7 protein-coding genes and 1 pseudogene are annotated in these 16,287 nt (G+C 59.3%); 5 read left to right on the forward strand and 3 right to left on the reverse strand.

From position 1 onward, the window contains the following. Positions 1-190: 190 nt before the first annotated feature. The 3 genes from DGI_RS11285 to DGI_RS11295 are packed head-to-tail and all read left to right on the forward strand — an operon-like array spanning position 191 to position 5,947. Positions 191-2,374, forward strand: coding sequence for a tellurite resistance TerB family protein (locus DGI_RS11285; RefSeq protein WP_158407327.1), 2,184 nt, complete (start codon positions 191-193; stop codon positions 2,372-2,374). Continuing rightward, positions 2,364-3,701, forward strand: a complete 1,338-nt coding sequence (locus tag DGI_RS11290) for an ATP-binding protein (protein WP_021761189.1) — start codon at positions 2,364-2,366, stop codon at positions 3,699-3,701. Before DGI_RS11285 ends, DGI_RS11290 begins: the two co-directional genes overlap by 11 nt. 2 nt (positions 3,702-3,703) lie before the next feature. Further along, positions 3,704-5,947, forward strand: coding sequence for a DEAD/DEAH box helicase (locus DGI_RS11295; protein WP_051286708.1), 2,244 nt, complete (start codon positions 3,704-3,706; stop codon positions 5,945-5,947). Between the two features lie 64 nt (positions 5,948-6,011). On the opposite strand, the pseudogene DGI_RS11300 reads toward DGI_RS11295, so the two are convergent. Further along, positions 6,012-6,377, reverse strand: a pseudogene (locus DGI_RS11300) (integrase core domain-containing protein); the annotation flags it as partial. A 250-nt stretch (positions 6,378-6,627) separates the two neighbouring features. On the opposite strand from DGI_RS11300, the gene DGI_RS11305 reads away from it, so the two are divergent. After that, positions 6,628-9,729 carry a hypothetical protein gene (locus DGI_RS11305; protein ID WP_021761192.1) on the forward strand — a complete coding sequence of 1,034 codons (3,102 nt, stop codon included), beginning with the start codon at positions 6,628-6,630 and terminating at the stop codon, positions 9,727-9,729. 6 nt (positions 9,730-9,735) lie between these two features. After that, on the forward strand, positions 9,736-12,105 hold the full coding sequence (locus DGI_RS11310) for an amidohydrolase family protein (RefSeq protein ID WP_027193432.1): 2,370 nt from the start codon (positions 9,736-9,738) through the stop codon (positions 12,103-12,105). Positions 12,106-12,364: 259 nt separating this feature from the next. Here the strand turns inward: DGI_RS11310 and DGI_RS11315 are convergent, their stop codons facing one another. Both DGI_RS11315 and DGI_RS11320 read right to left on the reverse strand, forming a co-directional pair. Then, positions 12,365-14,773 carry a serine/threonine protein kinase gene (locus DGI_RS11315; RefSeq protein WP_027193431.1) on the reverse strand — a complete coding sequence of 803 codons (2,409 nt, stop codon included), beginning with the start codon at positions 14,771-14,773 and terminating at the stop codon, positions 12,365-12,367. Positions 14,774-14,824: 51 nt separating this feature from the next. Then, positions 14,825-15,679 (reverse strand): hypothetical protein, encoded by an 855-nt coding sequence (locus DGI_RS11320; protein WP_027193430.1) that lies wholly within the window; start codon positions 15,677-15,679, stop codon positions 14,825-14,827. Positions 15,680-16,287: the final 608 nt, after the last annotated feature.

Here is a 16,287-nt window from a genome sequence, read left to right on the forward strand (position 1 = left end):
CACATCCTTCCGGTTCCCTGAAGATAACGACGAGGAACCCCCATATCGACCTCCGCAGTCGGATGTTTCCCCTGTTCAACAACCCCAATCCCCCCGGCCGCAATCCGCCTCTGCGCCAGTTGTGGTCCCTGCTCCAGCTGCGACAGACACCTCCAAAGCCTCTCCTGGGGCGCCCCAATACGTCGCCCGCATGCAGGCTTTTCACGAAAAAGGGCAGGCCCAAGAGCACGTCAAAGTCCGCACCACCATCATTCCGGCACGTACTGCAACCGTGATGCAGCAAACATCTTCTCTTGAGGCGCGCTGGATTCCCGCCGCCGAGAGCATTGTAATCGCCGGTATCCGGATTCCAGGCATGGTGTACGTGGGAAGAGAGCTGCACGCCGTGGACAGTCGGAACCCGGAACCCGCCCTCATCGACCCGCTGGCCCACGTGTCCACCAACCCTGACATTTCAGGGGCCACGCTGAATTATTGGCCCTCGTACTGCGATATTTCTCCAAACGCTCGCTGTGCCTATCTGCAATGGCTGGCTTCCGGCAGACGCAACCCAGGGGTCAACATTAGCTACGTGTTCCTCTTTTTCTATGGCCTGGAACGTCGCGCCTTGTACGATGCGCAAACCGAGGACGCCGCACGGGACGAATTGCCCGCCATCGCCCAAGAAGTGGAAACACTGCTCGATGTGTATGGCGAGCACAACACCTTCAAACGGTATGCCTCCGCCTTTCTGGACCACCTGCGATGCTTGCCCGAAGTCTTCAGGGGGCGTAAGATTCAGCTCCCTTCCGAGCGCGTCGGCGACGAACTTCCCATGGACTTGCGCAGGGGACTTGGCATTCTGGCCAAACGAGGGGCTCCTGTGCCGGCCAACTGGGCGTATGCCTGGGTGACGCTTGATCCGGAGGTCCGTCTGCGGATGCCGGCTGTGCGCTGCGCCACGGAATTCAAGCTGTTGTTCGGGCATCGGTATCGGCAACAGTTCGGCGACGGCATGACGCTCAAGGAAGCCAAACAATCCCTTACACACACCTACCGTCCTGCCAGCGCCGGCATGCACCTGGAGCGCAGAATCCAAACAGAGATTCCCGATGTATGCACCCTGCGCAAACCTCAAAGAGATCTTCGCACGTTGGCCGAGTCGGTGACAGAAGAGCTGGAGGCTTACAGCCGGTTCCTTGGCAAGTCTCCTCAGGAAGCTGGCAGCCTGGCGGCAGCGGCGGTACTGCCCGCTGAACTCGTGCGTGGACGCCCCTCGGAAACGATCCTATCCCTGGTTGCCTGGATCAAGACACACGGTCGCCTCTCCCAGCTGCCCCTGGTCGAAACGTCTCGCTTGTTGGCTTTTTTCTTCCCGCACGCACCTGCCGACGTATCCAAAAAAGACGCCTTGCTCGTTTCGGCGGTGCTGGAGAAAATCAAGGTGGGCCTGGAACCGGACCTGCGGTTTTCCGGAATTTCCCTGGCTCAGGCAGACCGGGTGGTCCTGTTCCCGATGCCGGCGGATTCCCCGCCCGAAGCATCCAGCGAGTATACCAGTGCCACGCTTGTGCTGCATCTGGCCTCGCAAGTGGTGCATGCCGACGGTGTGGTGACCCCGGACGAAGAGCGGCATCTCGAACAGCAACTCGAAACCGCCTTTGCCCTGTGCGATGCCGAACGGGTTCGACTGCGAGCCCACCTGCGGTACCTCCTGGCCAATCCGCAATCCATGAATGGCATGAAAAAACGGTTGCAAGAGGCCTCCGCCGAGATGCGCCAGGCCATCGCCGAGTGCTGCGCTGCGATCGCCTGCGCCGGTGGCGGCGTTGAACCCGGAGAAATCAAGGTCCTGCAACGCATTTTCAAGACGCTTGGGCTGGAGGAGTCCCAGGTCTACGCCATGGTCCATGGCCAGGCCGCGCTGGTCCAATCCGGGAGGATGCAGAATCAGGACAACTCCTCCTCCCGGCCGCCGCTTCGGGACACCGCCGCGCCAGCCTGCGCAGGAATCGGGCTGGATGCCGCCCGCATCGCCGAGAAGCTCCGCCAGACCGAAGAAGTAGCCCGCTTTCTGGACGGCATTTTCTCAAACGAAGAGGACGCCCCCAGCGGCCCCGTCCCTCCTGCGTCCGACAGCAACGAGACCCTGGTCCTGCTTCCCGGTCTGGATCAGGCCCATACCTGGCTTTTGCGACGGCTTCTCGAAAACGTAAGCTGGCCGCGCGACGCGTATAACGCCCTGGTTCGGGAGCTGGGGCTCATGGCCGAGGGCGCCATCGAGACCATCAACGAGGCGGCATTCGCCGAATTCGATGCCGCCCTGATTGATGCCGATGACGACCTCATTCTCATCGAAACCGCGCTGCTGGAGGAATATCTCCATGTCGACTAAGCCCTCTGCCCCCTCGAAACCGGCCATCAAGCCCAAAGACCGCGATGCCATTCTGCAGTCCCTGCGTGCCGGCGTCGCACCTCGCGTCGGGCTGCAGCATATCCAGGTCGGGCGCGTGGACGAAATCAAGGCCCTGGTGGCTGATCTGGAACGCATCGCCGACGGCGGCTCGGGCATTCGCTTCATCATCGGCGAGTACGGCTCTGGAAAAACCTTCTTTTTGCACCTGATCCGGGCCATTGCCCTGGAACGCGGCCTGGTGACCTGCCATGCTGACCTGGCTCCCGACCGGCGGCTCCATGCCTCCGGCGGCCAGGCCCGCAACCTGTATGCCGAACTCCTGCGTTCCATGGCCACGCGCACCAAACCGCAGGGCGGGGCCTTGCCCAGCGTGGTGGAACGTTTTGTCACCTCGGCCATGCAGGAGGCCGCCTCAGGCAGCGTCTCTCCCGAGGCCATCATCCGGGAGCGCCTGGCTGCCTTGCAGGAAATGGTCGGCGGGTATGATTTCGCCCAGGTGCTGGCCGCCTACTGGCGTGCCTTCGATACCAGCGACGAGACTCTCAAGTCCGACGCCATCCGCTGGCTGCGCGGCGAGTTCACCACTCGCACCGACGCCCGGGCCGCCCTGGGCGTGCGTGCCATTGTGGAAGACGCCTCGGTCTATGATCACCTGAAACTCATGGCCCGCTTCGTTCGCCTGGCCGGGTACAAGGGCCTGGTGCTCTGCCTGGACGAACTGGTGAACCTGTTCAAGCTGGCCAACACCCAGGCCCGCCGCTCCAACTACGAGCAAATCCTGCGCATCCTCAATGACAGTCTTCAGGGCGAAAGCGTCGGCCTGGGGTTCCTCATGGGCGGCACGCCGGACTTCCTCATGGATCCCCGCCGCGGCCTGTACAGCTACGAGGCCCTGCAATCCCGCCTGGCCGAAAACACCTTCCTGCAGGAAGGCATGGTGGACTGGACCAGCCCGGTCCTGCGGCTGGCCAATCTCCAGCCCGAAGACATCTACGTGCTGCTGCACAAGCTCCGCCACGTGCAGACCCTGGGCAAAGAAAGCGAACAGCTCCTGCCAGACGAAGGCATCCAGGCCTTTCTGGTCCACTGCGGCCAGACCATCGGGGATGCCTACTTCCGCACCCCGCGCCAGACCATCCGGGCCTTCCTGAACCTGTTGGCCGTGCTGGAACAGAATCCGGGCAGCGACTGGCGGCAACTGCTGGGCAAGATCTTTATTGAACAGGATCATGAGCCCACAATTACCTCTGGTGATGACGAGGGCGATCAGGCCGGCGAGGACTCCCTCGCCGCCTTCAAGCTGTGAGCATGCCCTCCGCCTTTGAACAACTGGACCGGCGGCTGCAACGCTGGATCTGGCGGCAAGGCTGGCCGGGCCTGCGCCCCGTGCAGGAGGAGGCTGTGGCCGCCATCCTGCCGGCCGATGCCGATGTGCTTATCGCAGCCGCCACGGCTGGCGGCAAGACCGAGGCCGCCTTCCTGCCGGTGCTCAGCGCCGTGGCCGGTCGAGGCGATCACGACGGCAACCCAGGCGGCGGCCCTGGGATCCAGGTGCTGGCCTTGAGCCCCCTCAAGGCCCTGATCAACGACCAGCATCGCCGGCTGGAGGAGCTGGCCGAGGTGGTGGGGATGCGCTGCCATCGCTGGCACGGCGACGTCCCCGGCGCACGCAAATCGGCCCTGCTCAAGCACCCGGAAGGCATTCTCTACATCACTCCGGAATCCCTGGAAGCCTTGTTTGTCCGGCACGGCACGGGGCTGCGCCGGCTGTTCGGCGCGCTGGCCTTTGTTGTGGTGGACGAACTACACGCTTTTATCGGCTCCGTGCGCGGCAAGCAGCTGCAGTCCCTGCTGCACCGGGTGGAGCGCGTTGCCGGCCGGACCATCCCGCGGGTGGCACTCTCCGCCACCCTGGGTGATATGCAACTGGCCGCCACGTTCCTGCGCCCGGACGGCGCCCTGCCCTGTCGGCTTCTGGAAGCTGCAGGGGGCGAGCGCACCCTGCTCCTGCAGCTCAAAGGGGTGGAGGTTCGTGCACCCAGGCTCGACAATCTTTCCCGCGAGGAAAAGGCCAAGGCCAGGGATGAAGCGGAGAACGAAGCCGTGACCAACATCGCCCGGCACCTCTACGCCACGTTGCGCGGCACGCACAACATGGTCTTCGCCAATGCCAAGCGTGATGTGGAAGCCCTGGCCGACGCCCTGCGCATGGAAAGCCTCGCCGCTCGCGTTCCCAATGAGTTCTTTCCACATCACGGCAGTCTTTCCAAAGAATTTCGTGAGGATGCCGAAGCCCGCCTGCGGGACAAGCAACGGCCGGCCACGGCCGTCTGCACCAACACCCTGGAGCTGGGCATTGATGTGGGCAGCGTGACCGGTATCGTCCAGATGGAATGTCCCCCTTCGGTGGCCGCCCTGCGCCAGCGTCTGGGCCGCTCGGGACGCCGGCAGGGCGAGCCTTCCATCCTGCGGGCCTTCTGTCGGGAAGAGGCGATCACCTCCACCTCGACCTTGCGGGACCGCCTGCGTGGTGGGCTGGTGCAAGCCTGCGCCATGCTCGAACTGCTGCTGCAACACTGGTACGAGCCGCCAGACCTGGAGCGTCTGCATCTTTCCACCCTGGTTCAGCAGCTGCTCTCGGCCATCGCCCAGCACGGCGGCCTGACGGCCATGGCTGCCTGGAAGCTCCTGTGCGCCGAAGGGCCGTTCCACCAGCTCACGCAAGGGCAGTTCGTCTCCCTCTTGCGGGCCCTGGGCGAGCAGGAGATTCTCGCCCAGGCTGGCGACGGCGCGCTCCTGCCCGGTGCGTTTGGCGAAAAACTCATCAACCATTACACATTTTACGCCGCCTTTTCCACACCAGAGGAGTACCGCCTGGAACACAACGGCAAGACCGTGGGCATGCTACCCGTCATCTCGGTGGTGCGACCGAACGATTTTCTCATCTTTGCCGGCAGACGCTGGCTTGTGCTGGATGTGGATGCGGAGCGCAAGGTCATCTCCCTGAAACGGGCCAGTTCCGGCCGAGCCCCGGCATTTTTGGGCGATGGCTTCATCATCCACGATCGCGTGGTGGAGACCATACGCCTATGCTACGGCATGCCCGAGCCACCACGGTATCTGGACGCCACAGGCCGGCACCTGTTTTTGCAAGGGCAGGCAACCTTCCAGGATCTGGGCCTTGTATCGCAGCAAGTTGTCGTGCAACCCAGTGGTGTGACTCTTTTCCCCTGGGCTGGCACCCTTGCCCTGCAAACCTTGCGCATGCTGTTGCAGGATCAGGGACTCAAGGTGGAGGAACTGCGTATTGCCCTGGACGTCCTTGCTCCACCCGAGGCCGTGCGCGAAGCCCTGGCGCATCTCGCCGCGCAGACAACCGTCGATCCCATCGCCCTGGCCGCCGGCGTGCCTCTCAAAGCACGCGAAAAATACGACGCGTTTCTGGGAGAGGCCCTGCTCAATGTCGAATTCGCCTCCCGTGCCCTGCGCATCCCCAAGGCCCTGGCCCTGGCCCGCACCCTGGCGGATGACACGGGGTGGGCAAAGCATTAACAGCAAGTTCAGGGCAACATGCTTGGAGGCCTCCTTGACCTGCCGGCTTTCTTCGGACCACTGATTACTTGAGAGTGGCGCTCCGGTTTTGGCCCGTCGCGGTCGTTTCCCTGTATGCCGTCGGGGTCATGTTGCCCAGGCTGGAGTGCGGGCGCACGGTGTTGTAGTGCCGCCGCCACCCCTCAATGACTGCCTTGGCCTCCGCCCGGCTGCGAAACCACTCCATGGACAGGCATTCGTCGCGAAACTTGCCGTTGAAGCTCTCGGCTGTGCCATTTTGCCACGGCTTGCCCGGATCGATCAACGCCGAACTCAGGGATCCTTTTGCCGCCCAGCGCAGTAGGGCCGTGGAGACACACTCCGGCCCGTTGTCCGACCGCAAGTGCTGCGGGTGCCCGGGTTCGCTGACCAGCCGGGCAGGAAGCCTTACCGTTTAGCCACCAGCGCCACCGGCTCGCGATCTGCCTCCCGCAGGGTGCCCACCATCTGCTCGTCCGTGAATCGACTGTTCCTCATGGCTCCCTCGTTTCCTTCTGGGGCCAACTTTCTCAAGTTTCAACTGGTCTGCAAAGGGCCGGAGGGGTCACCACAGTTGACAAACACAATAGACCTTGCAGGTTAAATAGAATCGATGCATATCACAGGAAAGCATTCAATACCCTGTAGCCCCGGTATGCCACATGACCACCTCCTCTAAAAAAATCATTATCGACTTGTCCAAGTCCAGGGAAGCGACGTCTGCCCTTGGCCCTGAGGACCTCATTCAGCAGGAGGCGTTTACGCGCTTCAGGGACTTGTTGACGGACATCCATAAGCGCATAAAGCCCTTCACTGCGCATCTGGATATGCCGGAAAGCTGGCTGTGGCCCGAGCGCCCCCATGACGTCATCACCGTGGACGGCTCCCGCGGCTCGGGCAAGACCACGTTCATATTGAATGCGTGCCGGATCCTGACGGGCAAGGACAGATCGAAGGAAAAGCCCTTCGACAAGATCGCGTTCCTGGGCATTATCGACCCCACCCTGGTGGAAACGCGCGAGCATGTGTTCATCTCCATCCTCAGCTCCATCAAACGCCGCGTGGATGAACGGGTCAAGGAGAAGAACAGCTCCTGCCACGAGCGAGACAAAAAGTACGAGGCCTGGAACGAGAGCCTGCAGCATCTGGCTTGCGGCATCACCATTCTGGATGGCGTAGGGCAGGACCCGCTCTCAAACGGCGACTGGATGGACGAACACTACGTCCTGGAGCATGGCATTAAAAACGCCAGCAGCGGCAAGGCCCTGGAGCGCAACTTCCACCTGTTTGTCAAGGAAAGCCTGGAATTCCTGGGCCAGGACGCCTTCCTGCTGGTGTTCGACGACATTGATACGGATTTCTCCAAGGGCTGGACCGTGCTGGAGATCATCCGCAAGTACCTCACCACGCCCCAGCTCATGGTGGTGCTCTCCGGCGACCTCAAACTCTACTCTCTGCTGGTGGAAAAACAGCAATGGGAACGGCTGGGAAAGAGGTTGCCATGGAATGAGGAGCAGGACGAGGACAGCCGCCTCTGGCCCGTGGTCCGAGAGTTGCAAGACCAGTATCTGCTGAAGATCCTCAAGCCAGCCCATCGCATCGAGCTGCGCGAGCTGGAGCACTACAGCCAAACGCCCTACGAATTGCTGGTCCGGCGCGATAATGACGACCCGGAAGCCTCGCTGCGCGAGGTCCTGGAGGCGTTCTGCCGGCGGGCGCTGCATTGCAACGCCACGGGTGAGAGAACGAGGCTTGCGAACATGCTGTTGCAGCGCCCGGTCCGGACCGTGATCGCGTTGTTGAACGCTTACGCCCAGCTGTTTCCTAAGAAAAAGGATCAGAAAGAGGAAAAGGAGAAGGATCAGGAGAGGGTGGAAAACGAGAGTGCGGCCCTTGGTGATTATCAAAAGCGCATGCTGGATCTCTATTTGGCCCTGGCCCATGTGTTCCACACCAGTCTCAACAGAATGGGCTACAGCGTGGCGGAGCTGGAGCGCTTCGACCCCTGCCGCTCTGTGGAGACCCTCATCAGCAAGCTCCTCGGCGATGGCATTTTCCGCAGTACCGCGAGCATGCGACCCATCTATACGGCCGACTACCGCAACGATGCCATGCTCTGCCTGGGCGGCGTGTTCGCCTGGCACATGGCCCAGCAGCCGGCCGGCTATTTTCACTATCTCTTCAAGGTGTGCCTTACTGCTGAACTGCTCAAGCAGTACCAACTCATCGAACGCAGGACAAGCTATACAAGACATACTGGACTACTGCGCAACGAGACGCCCCTGCACATCGGCCGCAGCTATCTTTCTTTCCGCTATCGAACGTCCATCACAAAGGTGGAGCGACCTGCCCTGGAACAAGGCTCGCTGCGGCTTCGTGCGCAAGGGAATGAGAATCTTTCTGTTTTGCGAGATAGATTGTATGAAGAGACCTCTGCAGATGGAGGCGGCTCGGCGGTTTCTCCCTTACTAAAGTCCTACTGGGAGAGAATCAAAGTGGACGAGGCCCCTCAGGGCACCATCCGGGGGCTGTATTTCAACAGCATGGACAGCCTCGCGAAGGGCATTACATCGTGGCATGCCCATATTGCCCAGCTGCCCTATTCCATCAACCTCATCAATGGCAAATCCAATCCGCATTTTTCATTTTTCAGCCTTTTCGGCGCCCTGGGGGTGCTGTTGGAAGGCACATCCCTGGAAGCAACCCTGCCCGTGGCCAGTCAGGCCCGCATGTTCCCGGTGTGGATACCTGAATCCGACGACGAGACGCCATCCCTGGATGACGAGGCGGCGTTCCCTGAGGTTCTGGAAACCCAAGGCGAAGGAGCCAGCGACGTGGCCCCGGCTTTCCGCACGGCATGGGCACAGTGGACGAGTCAGACTCCTCTGGATTTCGGCGGTGTGCCCTCCACCACCGTGCTCGCCCGGGCCTGGACCAGGTTCCATTACAGTCTGGTGGAGATGTCAGAACAACTGGAGCGTTTCGATTGCCTGGCCGGCAAAGTCATGCATCGCTGGATCATAGCCTTCCTGCATGCCGTGTTGCTGGAGGAGGCGTTGGAACGCCACGGCCCGGTACTCCCCGATGGAGACAAGCTCGTCCTTGATAACGCCATCACCAGTGATAAACCCTTTCGTAATTTGCTACGCAAGCTCAAGCTCTACCAGCCGCTTCGTGTAGAGGAACACAGGGTCAGCGACATGGGGCCGCTCCCCTTGTTCAGCTGGTTCTATAGCTGCCCCCTGTGGAGCCTGTTCCTCAAGCCAACACTTCCTGAGGACAAGCCAAGCGCCTGGCGGCACCAGATGGAGTTCATGGAGCGCCACAATATCCTTGGCGGCGTGGAGGCAACGCCCGAAGCCTTTCGACAGGCCCTGCAGGTGCCCTATCAATACGCCACCTCCCCCTACCCCAACCTGTACCCGCTGCTCAACTCCCTGGGAGTGGTGGGCATGGAGTGGACGGTGAAGCGCGTCTTCCACGAAACAGTAGAGGATTCGATTACATTCGGTGACGGCACTCAACCCTGGGAAGTGGCCATTCGGCACTACGCCAAGGACCTGAAAGCGATCTGGGCTGAGAAAGCCGCAGCGCGAGGTCCCCGGCAGACGGACGAAGCCATCGCCCTGGCCACCCTCCGGAAGCTCAAACGCAACTTCCGACGTGATTTCCCCAACCTGGAGATGGATGGCTTCAACCTGAGTGACAAATTTTACACAACCACAGTCTTCCCGCTTTTCCGGAAATACGTCCTCAACCAATAATCCACCATGCTGGACCTGACCTGTCATCTGCACGGCGCGCTGTTCTGTTCCATGGAAATGCTGGGAGAGTACCTCCGTGGCAGGCTGTGCGACGCGGAAGACCTCCGCAGCTATGCCCGGTTGTGCGCCCGACAGCACACCGGCTTTCTGCCCGATTATCGCTACACACATTTGCAGGAACGCCTCTACACTTCGCCAGACACCGAAAAACAGCTTGGCTACAACGGGCTGCTGCATCAGGCCCTGGACCAGCTGGCCGACACCTTCCTGGAGCACCACAACGGCCGCGTGCATGTGAAGCGCATGCAGTTCGCCGACTGGCAAGAGCTGGTCACCAGCATCCCGCCCCTGCCGCTGGTGGCGGCCAGCCTGTGCCGGGAAGCCGAACGCCGGGGACTGTCCCGCCCCTGGGAGTTGGCTTTCACAACGGTGCGACATTCCGCCCTGCCGCGAATGGGCGCGCCCGTGCTGGAACAACTTCTTGAATCATACGGCCTTGCGGAATCCCATCTGCATCTCAACGGCAGTTCCGAAGCCGACACCGTCTGGCTGCACGCCCTGCAATTCCCTCGCAAGGTTTGCCACGCCTTGGACAAAGCCCTGGGCAAGCGTCACATCAAGGAGCTGTTGCGCCAGACGGCGCCTTTCCTGACGTCCTCTTATGACCTTTACAAGCTGCTGCGTCTGGCCGGCTGGCTGCGCCATCATCTGGCGCAATGCCTGTGCAGGCCCGGGGAGCCCAATGGCCTGACGCATGGCGAGCTCCAGGCCAGGCTGCACCTGCATCGCCTCGACACCGTGGAGGACGACTATCCAACGGCCCGGCATCCCCTGGCCCCTCGCGACATTTCCGCCCGGCATCGGGAGCACCAGCTGCCCTTTGAGGCGGCGTTTCTTGTCCGCTCCATCCACACCCTGCCCGAGGCCTCGTCCGTGTTTGCCAGTGCGCTGCATTGTTATCTGCTCATCCAGGCCTGCCATCAACGGCTGTTGGTGCAACAGCTTACGCAAAACGGGTTCGACCAATTCCAGCGCATCGCAGACAGCAAGCTGCGTGATCCCATGGAGAATGAGCACTATGCCCTGCGCTTCCATCAGCTGCTGGAGCACATGCCCGGAAGTCGCGCCCATGTGGAGGGTCGCTTTTCTCCCAAAGACACCACCAAAGAGGCCTGGAAGATGCTGACCCGCATCAACAGAGAGTGGGAACGCGTCCAGAAAGAGCGCTCCGGCTCGTGCCCCTCGACCGATCTGGCCCTGGTGGCCCACTTCATCAAGCAAAAGGACCCCCGGCCCGTCGCCTTCTGCCGGCATTCTAAGTTGCGCAGGGAGCTGGAGCACAGGGCCTGGGTGCTGACCACCCTCAAGGAGCGCCTGCCCAAGTTGAAGCTGTGCGGCCTGGATGCAGCGGCCAATGAACTGGACGCCCCGCCGGAAGTTTTTGCCCCGGCCTACCGGTTCCTGCGTCACCGGGGCTGGCATCAGTTCACCTTCCATGTGGGCGAAGATTTCGTCCATCTCGCCTCGGGCCTGCGCGCCGTGCACGAGGCCGTGGAGTTTCTGGAGCTGGGCTACAAGGACCGCATCGGCCACGGCACTGCCCTGGGCATGGACCCGCAGCTTTGGCGGCAGCGCGCAGGTGGCGACATCGCCATTTCCAAAGGGGAATGGCTGGACAATCTGCTGTTTCTCTACGAATTATTACGACACCATCCCGATCCCCACGGCCATGTGCCCTTGCTCAGGGCCAAGGCCGAGGACATGGCCCACGAGCTGTACGACGAAGTCCAGCTGCCGCACCTCATCCAGGCCTGGAAGCTGCGACGCCGGGACCCGCTGGTGGCGTTTGGCCCGCACCACCCTTCCACCTTGCCCTTCTCCAGGGAGGAAGAGCGGCGCTGTGCGCGGGAAAAGAAGGACCATCCCCAAGCATGGAAGCTGTTTCAATGCTATCATCAAGACAAGACGTTGCGTGACAAGTCCTGTAAAATGCACCTGCTGAAACCGGATGACGATGTGCCGTCAGACGTGCTGACGATGGTACAACGCAGCCTGCTGGACCGGCTGCGGAAACGGCAGATGGCCATTGAGATCATGCCCACCAGCAACCTGCGCATCGCCTGCTACAGGGAGTACGCCGAGCATCACCTGTTCCGCCTGCTGGACCAACACCAGACATCCTTGCCGGAGTATCCGGATCTGGTCCTGGCCAGTGACGATCCCGGCATTTTCGCCACCAGCCTGCGCAATGAATACGCCCACGTCTTCACCACCCTGCGCCAGCGCGGCATGCCCAAAGCCCAGGCCCTGGAGCACGTGCGGCGAATGCTGGAAGCCTCCTGGACCTATCGCTTCACCACGAGTCCGGTCGACTAGTGTCACGTCCCCGAAATAAGACGATGTTTCCATCATCGTATTTCGGGGAGGACCGTCCGNGCGGCCCAGTGTTGCGTCTTCTATATATGGACATATTTTGAGGACGCAACACTAGATCGTGTTTTTGGCGCCGGCAATCTGGACAGCTTCACTGCATTAGTAATGCGAGACGTCTGAAATCCTTCTCCCTGAAATAGTTTTACATTGCACGCGAAATCCCATCTCCCTTGGAAATTATTCTTATTCTATTTCGCATTGTTTAACACATGACACTTGCAAACATCTTATACGGTTTCAGCGCATAATAGACCATTGTGTCGTCCTGGGTGAGGAGGCGCACGTCGAGCTTATTAATGAGGGGCGCAACGAACCCTCTGTTTACACTTGTAGCATTGTCCGTTGCGGCGGCGGCGTTCTTCTCGTCAGTTAAAACTGGGTCACTCGTTTGGTGGACCACATCTTGCCTGCCATTAGCCGTGTTCTGAAGGGTGACGCTGCCATCCTCATGGTTGATATTTATGGATGTGGGCAGATTCTTATTCACAATCTCGACATGCTGGTGGAGCGACTCAGCGTAAAACCGGATGTCATTGCTATAAAACGCTGCATTAAGGCGGAGCACACTTTCCCGAAACGCCGGGTTCGAATATAGGGAAAGCACTTCTAGCCAGTCCACCCCCCATCCTTTGTCCGGAAAGAGACCGTTTATCTTTCCGTAGAGCTGGGACATGGGGTCCGTTTCAAAGAAGTTCGAAGAAAAACGAGGGCCCAGCACAAGGGAATGATCAAAGGCCCCGTACTCCATCTCCTGGCTGATGAGTGACACATGATCAACATTGTACTGATCCGTTAATGAGAGAAACAGGAGCGTATCAAAATATCCCCGGACCAGCGGCCACACATGCTCGAATCGCTTGGCGTAGAAATACCAGTTGCCGCGCAGGTGGCTGCAGCGCTCCTCCATGAGCATTTTCTCAATGTCGTTTACAATGCCTCTAACTTTTTTCGCATCAGCCAAACCGGCACCAGAAACGCCCTCATCGAACACCCGCTTTCTGTACATCTCCGCATACGAATGGTCCAAGGCGCCATGTTTCCCTTCCTGCCTGAAGACGGAGACGTCACTGCGGAAATAGTTGCGAACATTGCGCGCGAACACCCCGAAGTCAATACCATATGCCGCCTTCGTATCCCGCCTCTCGGCACCGAGCTGCGCATACTGTTCATTCACAAACAGCTGTACCATGGCGTTGATCCGCTGGCCCTTGCTTTCCTGACTTTTCTCGTCCACGCCAGCGTCCCGGAGAATGACCGTTGGCGCTCCTGTGTAGCGATAGTTCTTCGTGAATCCGACATAGTCCTTCCACGTCGGGTCCTCAATGGCCAGCCGAAACGGCCGCCACTCAAACGATTCTGGAATTTTTCCAGTCTTTATGAGATCGGTGTATGCATCATATATTTCAGAAAAAATGCACATAAACGCCGGGCTTTCGGCCACCTGCCCCGCCGGGACCACGATCTCCCGCCCCAAAAGCACGTTCACCAGGGCCTCAGCCCGTGCCAGGGCGATCTTTGACTGTGCTGGATTTTGTAGCAACTTGCCATTTTTGAGGGGTATCTGGGGCGTGACGTTATCGTAGTGGAACCGTGCAGTGTCAAACGACTGAATAAGTGCGCGCTGCAACCTGTTGCGGCGAGGATCTATGTACATCTTCATTTTTCTCCCGCTCGCCATGCCCCAGTTGTCCACAGACGACTGGCGACCCCATCCGGTGTCATCCATCTCGGGGTGGTGGTTCGCCAGTAGGCTCCATATTCTGTTCATGTTCTCCCAACGGACCTTGGGGTCGGTCACTGTGGCGAGGCAAATAACCTCCGCAATGGGCTCTGGAACCGCGGATTGAGCCATAATATCAAGTATTTCGAAGTGTTCGAGCGCAGGCTTGTCGCCCTCGCCCTGCGGAATCATCTCCTCAGGGCAGAATACCGAAAGCATGGATACCGCCGCGCTGTACAGGTCGCTCCATGGCCCACCCGCCTCACCCCGCAGGCGTTCAGGGGCGATGAATGGGGGTGTGCCTATGGCAAGGGGCTGATTGAACGGTGATGATTCGCCGATGACGCCCACGGTGCCAAAGTCTATGAGTTTTGCGGTCCCTTTGGTAATGTTCCTTTCGAACTGGATCATGATGTTGTTCGGCGAAATGTCACGGTGCACTAGTTTGTTTTCTATAATATGGCGGATTCCTAAAAGAACATCGCCAAAATACTTACTCACATACTTTGGCTCCACCATCCGCAAAGCCTGCGCTACGCCGTGCAAGGGGCGTCCCTGCACCCATTCCATCACCAAAAACGCCGTGCCCCGCTCAGGAAACGCGTGGAGCATGCGGGGAATACTCGGATGCCCGGACAGCTTCTGCTGGGCCACCGCCTCAATGAGGATCGAGTCCACAAGGTGCTTGCTCACCACCATGGGAACATCCTCACCCTTGAGCATGGGTGCGAATTGCTTGATGGCCACCGGCATCTCATCCCGGGCGAGGTCCGCGGCCTTGTATGTCAGCCCGAACCCCCCACGGCCCAAAAACTCTTCAATGCGGTAGTCGTTGCCAAGGATTGTCCCTTTAGGGAGTTCAATTCGGTGGTCGCTGTCAGCAATGGACATCAGGGCCTCCTGGGATAAGCGCGCTCATGCGGTGCTGGTCATGTTTGGTTGTCAGGTCTCTGTCGGCTTCCGCCTTGGGAGGTCGAGTAGGCACTGGCGTATTGTCTCAATGGCGTTAGCGGCATTTTTCTCCCAGTGCCGAATTGTGGCGGATCGATACGCAGTCTCTTGACCAAACACTGCCAGCATCAAGCTTCGCTCCGTCACTACAGCCTCACCGCGAAAAAAGGATACGCGCTGCGCGCATTGTACCAACTCATGCTCATATATGCTGGTGATAAAATGGCCACAGTACCCTTGTTTTTCGATAATCCTCACAAGGTCCTCCTGCAGCTCTTGCATCTGGCCGGGAGTAAGTCTTTTTCGTACGCATTGCCCCAGGACAGAATTCGGCTTACCAATAAAGCATTTTATAACATGCGGAGTTTTCATTTCTCTATTGGCGGCAGTGCATTCTCCCAAAATTTCACGCAGTTCATTCGCAAGTCCCTCCTCCAGTTGTATCCGTAAGCCTTGTCGTATCGCCGCCTTCAACTCCTGCGATAGAAGCGCCATGGTGGCCAGAAGCACCTCTCTGAAGTCCGCATCAGGGTAATGATGCAGCAGCTTGAGCACTGTGTTGGCCTCCTGCCCAGCTTGCGCTCCGTCAAGAGCGCCCTTCACTGCTTCTGCCAAGCTATGCTTAAAGCTATCATCAACGGTTATATGGTTCATCCCTTCAAGAATGCGCGTAAATTCCTCTCCGTTTTGGAGGATTTCGTCAATTTTCCTTTCTAGCGCCGCGTTGTCATGTAGGTCCACCAAGTCCACCAGGGGTTGTAGGGCTGCGATACCTGGCAGTGGCACAAAATTCGGAAGCCCGGCGAGCACAGCTTTCAGCAAAATTTTGACTACTTCTCTATCCATCTCTATCTCCAATACGTTCGCGACGCATGCCGATTGTCTATATCCAACAAATCATGTCAAACCTGCCCCCACCACGACTCGCATGAATCGCTAAGACTAAAATTCTTATTAGATATTACCCTCCTACCGAAGAGTACTATTCAGGCATAAACGCACCTTGCGCCAAAATCCCAAAGTTCCTCAATCATTTATCATATATAAAATTTTCCAGTTACTCACCTCTGGGACTATCGCTTAAGGAGAGGGCTCGTCGGTAGTCATTAGTGAGGTGACCATACATTGGCCGCAACGTAATTCAAAGTCAATACAGCACTCAATATTTTTGCGATAATCGTCATCGCTCTGAGAAATGGATGCGAAAAACTGGACAGCACTGTAAGGCGGAGTCCACCGACGAGGAGGACGGCCAGGAATGGGCAAGAGAAGACGCTTTTCCCCCGAGTGCAAGGCCAAGGTGGCCTTGGAGGCGCTGTCCGGCGAGGCGCCAGCGCCATGATGGGCAGCCGAACATGATCACCGCGCTGCCTATGCGGCAGCGAACTGGATTGCCCTAGGGGGCCTGTTTCCAAATCATCGCAGCCAGAGGCGGCATGAGGCGATGGCGACCA

It is taken from the genome of Megalodesulfovibrio gigas DSM 1382 = ATCC 19364, from assembly GCF_000468495.1.
Classification (GTDB): Bacteria; Desulfobacterota; Desulfovibrionia; order Desulfovibrionales; family Desulfovibrionaceae; genus Megalodesulfovibrio; species Megalodesulfovibrio gigas.

What these genes read in the sequence shown, in the direction of transcription:
- DGI_RS11285 (WP_158407327.1), top strand. Translation starts at nt 191, where the DNA reads ATGCAGGCTTTTCACGAAAAAGGGCAGGCCCAAGAGCACGTCAAAGTC.
- DGI_RS11290 (WP_021761189.1), top strand. Translation starts at nt 2,364, where the DNA reads ATGTCGACTAAGCCCTCTGCCCCCTCGAAACCGGCCATCAAGCCCAAA.
- DGI_RS11295 (WP_051286708.1), top strand. Translation starts at nt 3,704, where the DNA reads ATGCCCTCCGCCTTTGAACAACTGGACCGGCGGCTGCAACGCTGGATC.
- DGI_RS11305 (WP_021761192.1), top strand. Translation starts at nt 6,628, where the DNA reads ATGACCACCTCCTCTAAAAAAATCATTATCGACTTGTCCAAGTCCAGG.
- DGI_RS11310 (WP_027193432.1), top strand. Translation starts at nt 9,736, where the DNA reads ATGCTGGACCTGACCTGTCATCTGCACGGCGCGCTGTTCTGTTCCATG.
- DGI_RS11315 (WP_027193431.1), bottom strand. Translation starts at nt 14,773, where the DNA reads ATGTCCATTGCTGACAGCGACCACCGAATTGAACTCCCTAAAGGGACA.
- DGI_RS11320 (WP_027193430.1), bottom strand. Translation starts at nt 15,679, where the DNA reads ATGGATAGAGAAGTAGTCAAAATTTTGCTGAAAGCTGTGCTCGCCGGG.